Consider the following 14,047-nt stretch of genomic DNA (forward strand, 5'->3'; position numbering starts at 1 on the left):
TTTTGATGCAAGATTATAAAGACAGCCTCATCCTCCCTAAAACTTCCTTCCCTATGAAAGCCAATGCCATTGCCAACGCCCCCAAACTCTACGCGCGTTGGCGCGAGCAAGCGGTATATACCCACATGCTAGACAAACGCCAAGATGCGCCAGAGGGCTTTATCTTGCATGATGGTCCCCCCTATGCTAACGGGCATTTGCATATCGGGCACGCGCTCAATAAAATCTTAAAAGATGTGATCGTCAAGCACCAGTATTTTTTAGGTAAAAAAGTCGATTATGTGCCCGGGTGGGATTGCCATGGCTTGCCCATCGAGCAACAAGTGGAAAAAGATTTCAAGGAGTCCCAGCACAGGCTACCCCCCGAGCAACGCCACACCCTTAACCCCCTAGAGTTTCGCGATCGCTGTTACGCACACGCCCAAAAATTTATCGGCGTGCAACGCGAAGAGTTTTTGCGCTTAGGCGTGGTGGGGGATTATGAAAAGCCCTATGAGACTTATAAATACGAGTTTGAAGCCAGCATTTATGAAATGCTCTGCATTGCCGCCCAAAAGGGCTTACTCAAACAACGCTTTAAGCCCGTCTATTGGAGTTGGGCGTGCCAAAGCGCGCTGGCTGAGGCAGAAGTGGAGTATAAAGAAAAGCAATCCGATTCGATCTTTGTAAGCTTCCCCCTCCAGCCTGCCAGCGCACAAAAAATCGCAGATCAAGCCCATTTTAGCACGCAGGAGAGTCCTAAGACATTTGCTTTAGTGATTTGGACCACCACCCCTTGGACGCTCGCAGCTAATGTGGGGATCGCGCTCAAGCCTAGGACTACTTATGCGATCACCTCTAAGGGGCATATCATTGCGCTAGAATTAGCCCAAAAACTGCTAGAACAGGGCATTTTAGAGGGGGAAATTGTGGGCAGTTTTGAAAGTGAATTGCTAGAAAAGGCTTTAGCGACTAATCCCTTAAACCAACGCGATTCGGTGGTGTTGCTAGGCGATCATGTCAGCTTGGAAGAGGGGAGTGGTGCGGTGCATACCGCCCCCGGACATGGTGAGGAAGACTACCATTTGTGCCTGCAGTATGACTTGGAGGTCTTAGTACCTGTGGATGACTATGGGCGTTACAATGAGGAAATCTTGCATAAAAAACTCTTGCCCGAAGAGTTTTTAGGCACGCATGTACTCAAAATCCAGCCTAAGATCATCGAGTTATTGGGCGATTCTGTGTTGCACCATAGCACCATCACCCACTCCTACCCGCATTGTTGGCGCACGCATGAGCCCATTTTATACCGCGCCACCACGCAGTGGTTTATCATGATGGATGTGCCCTTTTTACAAGAAGATGGCAGTTCTAAAACCCTGCGCCAAGTCGCCCTAGAGGCGATTGAAGATGTCGCCTTTTACCCCAAACAGGGAAAAAACCGCCTCAAAGCCATGCTAGAGCAACGCCCCGATTGGTGTGTATCCAGGCAGCGCAACTGGGGTGTGCCTATGGCGTTTTTCTTAGATAAACAAACCCAAGAGCCCCTACTAGAGGAAGCGGTCTTAAAGCACATCTATAACATCTTCAAAGAAAAGGGTTGTAATGCGTGGTGGGAGCAGAGTGTAGAGGAGCTTTTGCCAGCACAGCTCAAGCACCTAGCCCCTAATTTAGAGAAAAACACCCATATTTTAGATGTGTGGTTTGATAGCGGGAGCACTTTTAAGGCGGTGTGTGAGGAACGCTTGGGGGTCTATCCTAGCGATCTAGTGCTAGAGGGAAGCGATCAGCACCGCGGGTGGTTTCAAAGTTCTTTGCTCTTGAGCTGTATCAAGCACTCTAAAGCCCCTTTTAAGGGTGTGCTAACCCATGGCTTTACCGTGGATGCTAAGGGGCATAAGATGAGTAAATCTAAGGGGAATGTCTTTTCCTTAGATGAGGTGCTTAACACCTATGGGAGCGATATTTTACGCCTGTGGGTGGTGATGAATGATTACCAAGATAATTTGAGCGTTTCACATGCTTTCTTTGCCCAAACGGCTGAGGGGTATAAAAAAGTGCGTAACACCCTACGCTTTTTACTAGCTAACACAGCAGGGCTAGACACTCTAGCACCCTTGCAAGATTTGAGTTTGATCGACTCTTGGATTTTAGCCCTGAGCTCGAGAGTCTTTAGTCAAGTGCAGGAACATTTTAAGCAATATGATTTTGTGAAGGGCTTGCAAAAACTCTTTGCCTTTATTGCCAATGATCTAAGCGGAATCTACATGGATATCTGCAAAGACAGCCTCTATTGCGATGCCAAAAATGATCCTGCTAGGCGCGCGATTCAAACAACCATGCTCTATTTAGCACACCATTTGAGCTTTGCGCTCGCTCCCATTCTCACCTATACCATTGAGGAGGTGTTAGAACATGCCAGCCCTCTATTTAAAGAGGTAGCACTAGCAGGGGGTGGGGTCTTTGATCTTAAAATGCCTTTCTTGTTTGAAGGGACGCAAGCCCAGAGCGTGCTCGATCAATTTGAACGCCCCTTAGAGTTGCGTGCGCGCTTTAGCGAGGCGTTGGACGGACTGAAAAAAGACAAGCTGGTTAAAACCTCTTTGGAGGTGCAAATTTACTTTAAAAACCCCCAAGATTTGGAGTTCCCCCATTATGTGGAGTGGCTCATGGTGAGCGCGGTAGGTCTGTGGGAGGGCAATACGGAGGACATTTTATTAGAGAGTCCCGATTTTGTTTTGGCACGTGCTGCCTTAGAAAAATGCCCGCGTTGTTGGCGCTTTTTAGCTCCCCAAGATGAACTCTGCGGGCGTTGCGCCGAAGTCTTGCATGCTTGAGAGTTTGAGCCATTTGGGGGGCAAAACCAGCTACCCGACCACCTATAGCCCCCACTTGCTCGAAGCCTTTGAAAACCCCCACCCGGGGCAAGATATTTTTACCTGCCTAGAGAGCCAAGAATTTACCAGTCTGTGCCCCATCACCGCCCAGCCTGATTTTGCGCGCGTGCGTATTGCCTACATCGCCCATCTCAAAATGGTAGAGAGCAAATCGCTCAAACTCTATCTCTTTAGTTTCCGCAATGAGGGGGTGTTTGGGGAGGATTGCGTGGGAAAAATCTTAAACGATTTGGTTACCCTTTTAGAACCCAAATACCTAGAAGTGCAAGCCCATTTTAGCGCACGCGGAGGGATCACCATCACCCCCTTTGCCAACTACGCCACCCCTGACTACATGGGCTTCAAGCAACAAAGATTGTTGCAGTGTTTGTGAGTTGCTAAAAGATTAACTTTTCATAAGTAATAAAAAATCCAATATCTTTAGCACTCCTGTTGAGTTGGAAAGATCCCAAGTCTGTTTGCCAATTGACCTTGTAGGGGACTAAGGGAATATCAACACCCACTTTGATAATATTGCTTGAAAACTGGAATCTAAGCCCTAGATCGAGTCCTAGATTATAAGAAGCACGCCAAAGAGCTCGGTTGTTGGTGTTGAGAACAAAGTTAGTGTTCCCGCCTTGCACCCCAGCAAACACGCCATAGTAGATGGGGGCTTTGTAATCTGTGGGTGTATTGAAGTCATAGATCAAATCCGCACCCAAGTTAATTTTAATGTCTTGCAAATGCTTGAAGAAAGACAAGCTATTAAAAATGGGGCTATGGATATAGCCATAACCCACAGATACATGGAAAGAGAAGCCAAAATGTCCGCTAAAAAAATATTGGTAACCAGCTAACAAATCTACATTATAGCTTATGTTGGAGAAAAGGCTAGAAGATTGGTTGATGCCCTTGGCTAGGGGGGCTACACTGGGTTTAATCTGTATAGTATGTGGGAGTGCAATGTTGGGGATCGCATTTAGTTGGTGGTAAGTGGCTTGGATTTGGGGCGCAAAGCTTTGGTAGGGGAAGTTAAACTGATTAGATAGGCTGAATTGCGGTCCATTCCCTAAGGCTGTTGTGGCGGGAGGAACGGCATCGTTTAAATTAGGAGCGTTTATTGTAAGATCTTGAAATACACCTTGATAGTTATTGAGCAAGCCCTGCATGTAATTGGAAAACTGAGTGGGATTAGAGTATTTTAATGCTTCAATAATATCTGCTTGATGGTTAAACCAAGCAGCTAGGGAAATAAGATTACTAAGATTTAAATTTGCCTGTGTCTGTAGGTTAGGATACATGTTGAGTTGTTGGAGGAGATTTGTAAAATAATTGGTAGCACTATTTACCGAGTATCCTGCCAAATTTTCAAGTGTTTGCACACTCACAGCTTGATTATACCCACTGGAATAGGCGTTGTTATAGTTTTGTTGTGGGTTATTTTGAGAAAACTTAGGATTTAGGGGTGCTAAAATTTGTAAATCATGGACAAGAGCCGCTGTGTCGTTCAAGAAAGTTGTGAGTTGATTAGAACTACATCCTGCATTGAATCCACAAGTCATTGAAGGGGCATTATTGATAATATTAGTCACCGAATCCCTAGCTGTGTTATACGCTTGCACCTTGCCTTGATACTCTTGTTCGGCTTTTTGGTATGCGGCATGCTTGGTGTCGTAGTTTTGTTTTTGGGAGTTGAGTTCTTGGTTGTAGTTATTTACCTCTTGTGTGATTTGGGTTTGCAAAGTTTGGAGTTCATTAACGATCGCACGATACTGGGACATAATCGCTTGGTTTTGTCCGTTGTTGGTTGAATTGTCAATAGCCACTTGGAGATGTTGGAGAATATTGGCAATATTAGCTTGCAAAGCCCGTATGCTACTTAGACTAGAAAGACTAATAGAAGATAAATCATTGAGGGCTTGGTTGCCATCTTTGGCACGGACAAGCGATCCATTAAGATTTTTGAGCAGTTGCAAAGCATTTTGGATATCCTGTTTGGCATCTTGGCTTAACTCTGTTGCACTGACAGAACGGGTCGCACCGGCACTTGTGGGTGTGTTTTGCTTGTAAGAGGGGCTTTCACTGCTAACCCCAAATCTCCCCCCTACAAAAAAACCATCCCGCACATCCCCATGGGCGATACTTAGAATCGCGAAAACGCAGATACATCTTTTTAGATGCTCCATGTTGTCTCCTTGCCCTCTCATTTATAATCTAATCCTAATTAACTAATAGTAAGCCAATTAGCTATAGAATAAGCTTTTATTTTTTATTAATGGAGTGTCTGGATGCGTGTATTCCAAAAAAATCGTATTCTATCTAGTGTGTTGGTGGGGGCGTTGGCTGTGGCGGGCTTGGGTGCTAAAAACAACACCCAAGCGGATTTTGCCTTGATCAAACGGGCATTAGGGGCTAATTTAGTGCCCATGCCCCAAGGTAAGGATTTGCAAAAATATTTGATCAAAAAGGTTACTGATTTGGGGCTCTCTTATAAAGGTCCCGTGATGACTAAGGCGCAAATTGAATTGGGTAAGAAACTTTATTTAGACCCTAGAATTTCGACCTCCTATTTGATCTCTTGTAACACCTGCCATAATTTGGGGTTAGCGGGTGTGGATTTAGTCTCTAGGGCGGTGGGTGAGGGTTGGAAACCCAACCCGCATTTTCTCAATTCGCCCACCGTGTATAACTCTGTCTTTAACTCGGTGCAGTTTTGGGATGGGCGTGCGGCACACTTGGGCGATCAGGCAAAAGGACCTATTAGCAATCCTGTTGAAATGAATGCCGATCCTAAAGTGGTGGAGGCTAAGATCAATTCTATGCCCGGGTATGTCAAAGCCTTTAAACGGGCTTATGGCAACCATGTCAAGATTGATCTTAACCTCATCACCGATACCATCGCCATGTTTGAAGCCACTTTGAACACGCCTAGCCGTTATGACGACTTCTTAAGAGGCAATGTCAAAGCCCTAAGCCCACAAGAAAAAGAGGGCTTGAAACTCTTTTTAGATAAGGGCTGTATTGCCTGCCATAATGGAATCAATCTAGGGGGGACAATGCAACCCTTCCAAGTGGCAGCACCTTACAAGTTTGCCAATGTGGGCGATTTTAAGGGGAATAAAGATGGCATGGTCAAAGTGCCCACCTTGCGTAATATCCTAGAAACCATGCCCTATTTCCACAACGGGCAGTATTGGGATGTCAAGGATGCGATTAAAGAGATGGGGGCAATCCAGTTAGGCATCACGATCAATGATGAAGAGGCTAAAAAGATTGAGATCTTCTTTGGTGCGCTCACGGGCAAAAAACCCACCATCGTTTATCCTGATCTACCCACCATCACAGCGACCACGCCTAGACCCGAGGGGATCATGGAAAGCGATACCCAGCCTAAAGCTCCTTCGCATTAGTTTTTGGGTATAATGCCCGTTTTATTTTAAAACAAGGAGAGTTTATGGCAAGAAAATGTTTGGTGAGCAATAAGGGCCCGATGGTGGGTAACCGCGTAAGCCATGCCAACAACAAAAGTAAAAGGCGTTTGTTACCTAATTTACACACCATCCACATCCGCCTAGAGGATGGCACACGCAAAAAACTCAAGGTGGCGGCTTCCACGCTAAGGACGATGCGTAAGAGCAAGTAGGGTTTTATGCCCCCGTGATGTTTAAAAAGATCAAGGCATTCCTATTTTCGGTTAAAAAGCAAAAGGTAAAAGCCGACTACAATCTCAACGCCGAGATTTACGCCCAATTTGAAGTTTTTAGACTGCCTTTGGTGCTGATCCAATGTTTTATCTTGGCGGGCACTTTGGGCTATTTGGCACTGCAAGATTACAGCCTTATGCAGGCTTTTTTCCAAACCACCTACACTTTCACTGCAACGGGTTTTGGGGCACTCAACGAGCATGAGTTTAACACCATCAGTATTTTTTTCACCTCCATTATCATGTTTTGCGGGACGGGGGTGGTAACCTTTAGCGTGGCTATCTTGATCAATGTCATCAATAAGGGCGTGCTAGCAGGATTAATTCGGGAGAAAAGAATGATTTACAAGATAGCTAGACTCAAAAATCACTATGTGATCTGTTACCATAATGAATACACCATTGAGCTTAGCAAGCAATTTAGAAGCGCGCAGATTCCCTTCGTGGTGGTGGATAATGCGCCCAACTTTGAGGAAGAAGCCATCAAGCACAAATACCCCTACTACATCACGGGCGATCCCCACACCAACCTAGCCATGCTCAAAACCCATTTGAGTAGTGCTAAGGGCGTGGTGACCTTTTCAGAGATTTTGCCCGTGAATGTCGCCTTGATTGTGAGCGTGCGCCTCTTTGAAAAGGAGCTCAAACGCAAGCCTTACTATGTGATTGCTAGCGCACATAGTGATGAGGGCTTGGAGAAACTCAAAAAGCTGGGGGCTGATAGCGTGGTTTCGCCTACAAAGTTAATGGCGCAACGGGTGAGTGCGATGGCGATTCGCCCCGATATGGAAAATATCCTAGAAAAATTCATCTATAAAAAAGACACGCTATTAGACCTAGAAGAGGTCATTGTGCCCAAAGAGAGTTGGTTAGTGCAACGCAAGCTCAAGGAAGCCCATTTTAGAGAGATCACCAAAGTTTTTATCATCGGGATCATCCAAAAGGACGGGCGTTATATCCCCATGCCCGATGGGGAAGCCATCATTGCTAGCGAGTCTAAGTTATTGATGATTGGCACTTCTGAGGGTGTGGAAAAATCCAAAACTTTTATTTTGCAACACCAACGGCCTATGGAGATGGATTTTATCACGCTGTAGGGTTTAAAGAGCCTTAAATAAAATTTGCTACCATGCCAGCATCCAACATACAAGGGTGTTTATGGACACGCATGGTTTTCAGAAAATCAAAGACAAGAGCTATTATTTTTACCAATCTTTCCGCTTTAAACGCTACATCGTCTATATTTTAATCACCATTTTAGCCATTGGCTTGCCTTTCGTGCATATGGGCGAGGGGCAGGTGTTCCTCATCTCTTTTGAGCACAAGCAAATCCACTTGTTAGGCAATATTTACAGCGCACAAGAGATGTATTTATTGCCCCTCTTGGTGATTTTCCTATTTGTCTTTATCTTTTTTATGACCTCTATGCTGGGGCGGGTGTGGTGTGGGTGGGGGTGCCCACAAACCATCTTTAGGACAATCCATCGCGATCTCATTGAAACCAAGATTTTAGGTTTGCGCACCCAGATTGGCAACAAACAACGCCCCGTGCGCCCAGACTTGGCAAATTGGTTTAAAAAGATTGTGGGTTGTCTTTTGTTTTTACCCGTCCCGATTGCATCGATGGCGGTGTTGTTGTTCTATTTTGTCCCCCCCTATGAGTTTTTAGAAGGGATTAATGCGCCCAAAGAGCACATGCTGTTACTGGGCATTTGGGCGGTTTTGAGCGCGGTGGTGTTCTTTGATATTGTGGTGGTGCAAGAACGCTTTTGCATTTATCTATGCCCCTATGCACGGGTGCAAAGCGTGTTGTTTGATGATGACACCCTAAACCCTGTTTATGACACCCAGCGTGGGGGGCTCATCTATGACAAAAGGGATATGAAAATCCCCACCCTCCCCCAAAAACGCGATCCAGCCAATGAATGTGTGAGCTGCAATCATTGTGTCTTGGTCTGCCCCACCCACATTGACATCAGAAAGGGCATGCAATTAGAATGCATTAATTGCTTGGAATGTGTGGATGCTTGCACCATGACAATGGGGAAATTAAACAAGCCCAGCCTGATTAATTGGTCTTCAAGCAATGCCACAAGCACCAAGCAAAAAGTCAGATTGTGGCGCACCAAAACCATCGCCTACATCGGGGTTTTGGTGTTGGTGGTTGGGGCTTTGATTGTGGGTTCTTTAGAGAAAGCCTCGATGATTTTAGACATCACGCATGGCGGGCGTTTGTATAGTGTCCAAAATGGGTTTGTCAAAAACACCTATATTTTTCTCTTCCAAAACACCAGTAGCAAAACCCACACCTACACCTTTAGTGTCGATGATCCCCACATTAGCATTGTGCGCCCCAAAAACCCCCTCTCCATTGGCGCACGGGGTAAGATGAAGGTTGTGGTGGTCTTGCGCATGCCCATGCAAGCAGCCAAAGAGGCTTATGACAAGCACGATGTTACCCACGCCAAACGCGGGATTTTGCCCATTGTGATCAAAGCCCACAGCACAGATGATCCTAGCATCACTTCTACGCAAGCAAGCGTTTTTATTGTTCCAGATTTTTAAGCTCTAAGGGGGGGGTGGCTAGCAAGGGCTAGCCCAAAGCGGGTTAGAAGTTGTAGCGGTATCCGGCATAGAGGCTGTATTGGCGGCGGTAAGTGAAAGCCAAATTGCCCCCCGGTCTGCTATAGAAATAGTAGTCGTTAATGGTGGGGATTTTGATCCCAAAGTCAAACTCTTGGTGTTTGCCAATGGCGGTGCGCAAACCGGCGTTAAACAAAAATTGGAAAATTGCTGGATCGATTTTGCCCCCTAGACCCTTCTCGACCATGAAGTGTTTTGTTGTGTTGCCCCAAGAGTTGCCCGCAATGGCGGCTCCAAAGAAAAAGCCAAAAGTAACATCTTTTTTATTGATTACATTGTAAAGCGTGTCGATCCCCACACCATAGGTGAACATATCTGAGAGGTTGGCAACGGCTGGACAAGGCGAGGCACCATCGACAGCAGTATTAACACTATTCATCGTTGTGCCTGATGGGCAAGTCAGCGCATTCGCCCCAAAAACGGCATGCCCATAGTCAAAAAACCCATAATAACGCAGACCAAACCACTTTTTCTTGCCCAAGAATTGCTTATAACCCACACTAACACCCAACCCCTGCATCACGGCTAGATAGTGGTAAGTCCCAGTGGGGAGGGTGGGGATGTGCAAGGGACCACTATTGTTAGTGATCGTCTGCCCTGCTTGCCCGACTTGGTAACTCGCACCCACATACCAAGCATTCCTCTCGGCACTCAGAGTCGTGAGCGAACCGCTCAGTGCTACAGCACTGGATACTAAGGCGTAGAATGTTTTTCTCATATAATCCTCTTTTCAATGAATGTTAATGATTTCCTCTTATTTTAGCATATTTTTTTTAAGATTTGGGTATTTGGCATTTAAAGAGAAAAATTTTATGCCAAAACGCGATCCAAGAGTTCTAAAGGGTGTAAAAATTGCGTGGGTGCGTCAATTTGCTCTAGGGCGTTATTGAGTTGCACCCGGCATGCCGAACATTCCGCGCTCACAATTTGGGCATGCGTGCTCACAATATCGTAGGCTTTGGGCAGACCAGCTTGGAGGGTCAAAGAATAATGCTCGCTTTGCATGCTCACCCCCCCAAAACCACAACAGCGATCGCTCTCTTGCATTTCAATAATTTGGTGGTTAGCCTGTAAAAGCATGCGCGGCTGTGCATAAACCCCTAAAACCTTTTTGGCATGGCAAGGATCATGGTAGGTCAAACTCAAAGGGCTTTTAGGGCGTTGCTTGAGCAAATCTATTAGGGCGGTGTGCTGGGCTAGAAAGGCAGAGGCGAGTTGTAGTTTGTCTTGAATGGTGCTAAATTTGTCTAGCCACTCTTGACGCTCACCAAGATCGGTGATATTCTTAAATACATGGGGGTAATCTTTTTTGAGCATGCTAATGCAAGTGGCTTCAGGGACTAGGATCGCTTCCACTTGGGGGGCGATGTTGGCTAGAGAGGCGGTATTTTTTTGGGCTAAAAAAAGCGCGCTCTTGGCATCTCCGCTAAAATAGGCAGGCGCACCGCAACAAACTTGGTTGGGCAAGATCACCCCAATTCCTAGTTTATCCAGCAAAGAGAGCAAACTTTTACCCACATTGGGGTAATTGTAATTCCCCAAGCAACCAATGAAAATCCCCACTTTTCTAGTAGGCTGTTCTGCTGGGTTTTGGGGCATGATCTGCGCTGGGTGGCTGTTTAAAAAACTCTTGGAGGCAAAGGGGAAAAAGGCGCGTTTTTGCAAGAGATTTAAGCTGGGGTTTTTAGCGCGCCATTTGAAACGCCATTTGAGTTTGTCATTTTCTTGTTTGAAAGCACATGGGGCTAGAACATGGCAAAAAGAAAAGACAAAATCCATCAGCTTAGGGTGGCGCAACAAGAAAAAATAGAGTTTTTTATGCCAGCTGATGGGGTGTTTGGCCGTGCTCAAATAACGCACCTTTTCAATCATCACATCAATGGGCAAATGCAAGGGGCAGACTTGCACGCAAGTGGTGCAGAGAAAACAAGTGTCAAAAATGCCCTTCACATCAGGGCTAAACTCCAAACTCTCTTGCTTGACTTGGGCGATCAAGTCCAAAAACCCACGCGGGGATGTGGTCTCATCCTTATGGATGCGATAAATCGTGCAACTAGGGACACATTTGCCACACTTCACGCAAGCTTGGGTTACCCCCTTGATCTCTTCTAGTAACTCTGTGGGCGCAATGCTAAAGGGTTTGGCTAAAGCGTTTGTCTTTATGTTGATCCCCTAGATAGGCATCAAAGAGCATGGCAATATTGCGCACCAACATCGCCCCCGTTGCACTGGTTTTCAGCCCGTCTTGATCCAAAATAACCAACCCCTCTTGCTCATAGGGTTTTAAAGCCTGTAAAGCCTGCTTGAAGTGCTCTTTAAAATCAATCCCAAAACTCTTCTCAATGGCGCTAAAATTGAGCTCTAAATTATTCATCAAGTGCATGATGACCTCTTTTCGCAGTTCATCCTCTTTGCTCAATCTAATCCCACGCTCCACGGGCAGATGATCGCTATCTAGGGCTTGTTCGTAGCATCTTAAATCCTTAAAATTTTGGGTGTAATAATCCAACCCTTCGCCAATGCTAGTAACACCTACCCCGATGGTTTGGGAAAATTTTTGGGTGGTGTAGCCTTGAAAATTGCGCCTGAGTTGTTTGTTTTGCAAGGCAAGGTAGAGTTCATTGTCTTTTTTGGCGAAGTGATCCATGCCAATCATCTCATAGCCCCGTGCCTTTAAAAACCCAATTAGAAACTGCAAGAGTTCTAATTTTTGCTTGGGGCTGGGCAGGGTGGCGGGGTCAATTTTCATGGTGTGCTTGACCCAAGGCACATGGGCGTAGTTGAAAATGGCTAGGCGATCGGGGTTGAGCTCTAGGGTTTTTAATAGCGTTTGCTCAAAACTAGCCAAAGTCTGGAAGGGCAAACCATAAATGAGATCAAAATTGATCGAATTGATGCCAAACTCCCGCGCCAAAGAGACTTTTTCTTGCACCAATTCAAAGCTTTGTAGGCGGTTGATGGCTTGTTGCACCTTAGGATCAAAATCTTGCACCCCAAAGCTTAGGCGGTTAAACCCGTGTTGGTGCAAAACCTCCATTTGGGCGCGCTCAAAATGGCGTGGATCGATCTCGCATGCCAATTCGGCATGGGGGGCAAAATGCGGGAAGGTGTGGAAGATATTTTGGATAATGCGTTCTAATTGCGTGGCGCTAAAAAAAGTGGGCGTGCCCCCGCCAAAGTGCAATTGCACCACTTCTTTATGTGTGTCTAAATACCGCTTTAAAAGGGCTAATTCTTTCTCAAGATAGCTAATGTAGCGTTCTTTTTTGCGCTGGCTATTGGTGTAGATCACATTGCACGCACAAAAATAGCACGCGCTCTTGCAAAAGGGCAAGTGGAAGTAAAGTGATAGGGGGATTTTAGGATCGCTTCTTTGGAAGGCTTGGATCAAGTCCTTTTCTTGAAACTGGCTAGAAAACTCCACTGCCGTAGGGTAGCTGGTGTAGCGGGGTCCGGGTTTGGAGTAAGAGGCGTATTTTTGGAAATCAAGGGTTTGGGGGGCTGGCATTTTAAAAGGGGATTTGTAGGTTATCCAAGTCCAAGCCCTCTTGTTTTTTCTCTTCTAAAAAGTCGGAGAAGTTAAAAAAGAGGTTGGGGTGTTGTTTTTTGACCTGTTTGACAAAATCAAGCGAGGAAATCTTAGGCAAGCTCCCATCGCTCCCACGCATCGCCTCTAGCTTTTTAAAAACAACCGCCATCGCATCGGCAAAATCAATCGGGGTGAGGGTTGCCATATCCCTTTCAAGTTCCACCACGATTTTATCCTCATAAGCTTTTTGGATCACGCGTACAATGTGTTGGAGCAAAGCCTCAGGGATCACCACATAGCGGTGATTTTGCTCATCTTGCATAAACCACGCTTCTTTGGGATCAAATGCCCCCTCCTCTAGCTCTAAGAGCATTTGCTTAGAATCAAGAGATTTTGCTTGGACACGATTTTTCCCCGACTCTAAACTCTGATACATGCTCTGCGTGCTAGTTTGGTTGTTTCTAGTCCGGGTCCTCCTTGTTCTAGCGGTTTGGGAATTGATCTCTTGCATGCGATCCCCTTTTGGATGGTTTTACCTATTGTAGCACAAAATCCACAACAAAACTCAAGCCTTGCCATAAAAGCCCTTGAGCGTGCCCAGTTGCGATCCCAAGTTTAAAAGCAAGAAATCTGCCAAGATCAAGGCTAGCAAACTCTCACACACCACACTCCCCCGAATGGCAATACAAGGGTCATGCCTGCCCTTAAGCTCCAAATGCACGGCTTGCCCCTGTGTGTTGATGCTCTCTTGCTTGGTTGAGATGCTGGAGGTGGGTTTAAAATGCACCCACACCACCAAATCCGATCCACTGCCAAGCCCCCCTAAAACCCCCCCGCTATGATTGCTCTTAAACCCTTGCGGGCTGAGTGGGTCATTATAGTGGCTCCCTTGCATGCTAGAAACCAACGGGTCGCCTATAAAAACCCCCTTGACCCCATTAAGCCCCATCATCACGCCCGCAATGCGTGCATCTAGCTTGTCATACAGGGGTTGCCCCAAACCTAGCAAATTGGCATGCGCTCTAGCTTGCACCAACACCACGCCCCCAAGGCTATCCCCTCTTTGTTTGGCTTCTAAAATGGCTTGTTTTTGTTGCGCCTCCATCTCAGGGCTTAAAGAAAAAATCACGCTCTGCTTGGCAAAATCAAAATCAATCACCTTAGCCCCAATACCCCCTATGCAAAAAACCACCGCCACCCCGCCCACCCCCCACTCGCTTATACAAAATTTCGACACGTCACCCCTCCCCCCCATCAACACCCTTCCTATCTGACAACATCACCCCCCGCCCACGTGCTCCTCCACTCGCTCCTCCG

12 protein-coding genes are annotated in these 14,047 nt (G+C 46.3%); 6 read left to right on the plus strand and 6 right to left on the minus strand.

Features of this window, described 5'->3' with window-relative positions; translation table 11 throughout:
• Positions 1-5 precede the first annotated feature (5 nt).
• Together ileS and queF are read left to right on the plus strand one after the other, a co-directional pair.
• On the plus strand, positions 6-2,816 hold the full coding sequence (gene ileS / locus C5684_RS04690; RefSeq protein ID WP_104639561.1) for an isoleucine--tRNA ligase: 2,811 nt from the start codon (positions 6-8) through the stop codon (positions 2,814-2,816).
• Positions 2,809-3,249 carry a preQ(1) synthase gene (gene queF, locus C5684_RS04695; protein WP_199764493.1) on the plus strand — a complete coding sequence of 147 codons (441 nt, stop codon included), beginning with the start codon at positions 2,809-2,811 and terminating at the stop codon, positions 3,247-3,249. Before ileS ends, queF begins: the two co-directional genes overlap by 8 nt.
• A gap of 4 nt (positions 3,250-3,253) precedes the next feature.
• Here the strand turns inward: queF and C5684_RS04700 are convergent, their stop codons facing one another.
• Complete coding sequence (locus C5684_RS04700; protein WP_233708658.1) at positions 3,254-5,041, minus strand: hypothetical protein; 1,788 nt, start codon at positions 5,039-5,041, stop codon at positions 3,254-3,256.
• Positions 5,042-5,143: 102 nt separating this feature from the next.
• Between C5684_RS04700 and C5684_RS04705 the strand changes: the two genes are divergently transcribed.
• The 4 genes from C5684_RS04705 (at position 5,144) to ccoG (ending at position 9,123) form a co-directional block, all read left to right on the plus strand.
• Complete coding sequence (locus C5684_RS04705) at positions 5,144-6,265, plus strand: cytochrome-c peroxidase (protein WP_104639562.1); 1,122 nt, start codon at positions 5,144-5,146, stop codon at positions 6,263-6,265.
• Between the two features lie 44 nt (positions 6,266-6,309).
• A complete protein-coding gene (gene rpmB / locus C5684_RS04710) occupies positions 6,310-6,498 on the plus strand; it encodes a 50S ribosomal protein L28 (RefSeq protein ID WP_104629324.1) in 189 nt (62 codons plus the stop codon).
• 17 nt (positions 6,499-6,515) lie between these two features.
• Positions 6,516-7,655 (plus strand): potassium channel family protein, encoded by a 1,140-nt coding sequence (locus C5684_RS04715; protein WP_041602795.1) that lies wholly within the window; start codon positions 6,516-6,518, stop codon positions 7,653-7,655.
• Positions 7,656-7,740: 85 nt separating this feature from the next.
• Positions 7,741-9,123, plus strand: a complete 1,383-nt coding sequence (gene ccoG, locus C5684_RS04720; RefSeq protein ID WP_199764394.1) for a cytochrome c oxidase accessory protein CcoG — start codon at positions 7,741-7,743, stop codon at positions 9,121-9,123.
• Between the two features lie 43 nt (positions 9,124-9,166).
• On the opposite strand, the gene C5684_RS04725 is transcribed toward ccoG, so the two are convergent.
• The 5 genes from C5684_RS04725 to C5684_RS04745 all read right to left on the minus strand — a co-directional run bounded on the left by C5684_RS04725 (position 9,167) and on the right by C5684_RS04745 (position 13,967).
• The gene (locus C5684_RS04725) at positions 9,167-9,919 is read right to left on the minus strand and encodes an outer membrane beta-barrel protein (protein WP_104638613.1); all 753 of its coding nucleotides are present in this window, start codon (positions 9,917-9,919) and stop codon (positions 9,167-9,169) included.
• Positions 9,920-10,011: 92 nt separating this feature from the next.
• The gene (locus C5684_RS04730; RefSeq protein ID WP_104639563.1) at positions 10,012-11,280 is read right to left on the minus strand and encodes a (Fe-S)-binding protein; all 1,269 of its coding nucleotides are present in this window, start codon (positions 11,278-11,280) and stop codon (positions 10,012-10,014) included.
• Between the two features lie 52 nt (positions 11,281-11,332).
• Entirely contained in the window at positions 11,333-12,709 is a 1,377-nt protein-coding gene (hemN, locus tag C5684_RS04735) for an oxygen-independent coproporphyrinogen III oxidase (RefSeq protein WP_104639564.1), read from the minus strand.
• A gap of 1 nt (position 12,710) precedes the next feature.
• Positions 12,711-13,241: a DUF2603 domain-containing protein gene (locus C5684_RS04740; protein WP_104639565.1), complete on the minus strand. Its 531-nt coding sequence runs from the start codon at positions 13,239-13,241 to the stop codon at positions 12,711-12,713.
• A gap of 54 nt (positions 13,242-13,295) precedes the next feature.
• A complete protein-coding gene (locus C5684_RS04745; RefSeq protein ID WP_233708659.1) occupies positions 13,296-13,967 on the minus strand; it encodes a chorismate synthase in 672 nt (223 codons plus the stop codon).
• Positions 13,968-14,047: the final 80 nt, after the last annotated feature.

The sequence above is a fragment of the Helicobacter bizzozeronii genome, assembly GCF_900196775.1.
Taxonomy (GTDB): domain Bacteria; phylum Campylobacterota; class Campylobacteria; order Campylobacterales; family Helicobacteraceae; genus Helicobacter; species Helicobacter bizzozeronii.

Excerpts from the sequence above, each read along its gene's own strand:
- ileS (WP_104639561.1), top strand. The coding sequence starts at position 6 with ATGCAAGATTATAAAGACAGCCTCATCCTCCCTAAAACTTCCTTCCCT.
- queF (WP_199764493.1), top strand. The coding sequence starts at position 2,809 with ATGCTTGAGAGTTTGAGCCATTTGGGGGGCAAAACCAGCTACCCGACC.
- C5684_RS04700 (WP_233708658.1), bottom strand. The coding sequence starts at position 5,041 with ATGGAGCATCTAAAAAGATGTATCTGCGTTTTCGCGATTCTAAGTATC.
- C5684_RS04705 (WP_104639562.1), top strand. The coding sequence starts at position 5,144 with ATGCGTGTATTCCAAAAAAATCGTATTCTATCTAGTGTGTTGGTGGGG.
- rpmB (WP_104629324.1), top strand. The coding sequence starts at position 6,310 with ATGGCAAGAAAATGTTTGGTGAGCAATAAGGGCCCGATGGTGGGTAAC.
- C5684_RS04715 (WP_041602795.1), top strand. The coding sequence starts at position 6,516 with ATGTTTAAAAAGATCAAGGCATTCCTATTTTCGGTTAAAAAGCAAAAG.
- C5684_RS04725 (WP_104638613.1), bottom strand. The coding sequence starts at position 9,919 with ATGAGAAAAACATTCTACGCCTTAGTATCCAGTGCTGTAGCACTGAGC.
- hemN (WP_104639564.1), bottom strand. The coding sequence starts at position 12,709 with ATGCCAGCCCCCCAAACCCTTGATTTCCAAAAATACGCCTCTTACTCC.
- C5684_RS04740 (WP_104639565.1), bottom strand. The coding sequence starts at position 13,241 with ATGCAAGAGATCAATTCCCAAACCGCTAGAACAAGGAGGACCCGGACT.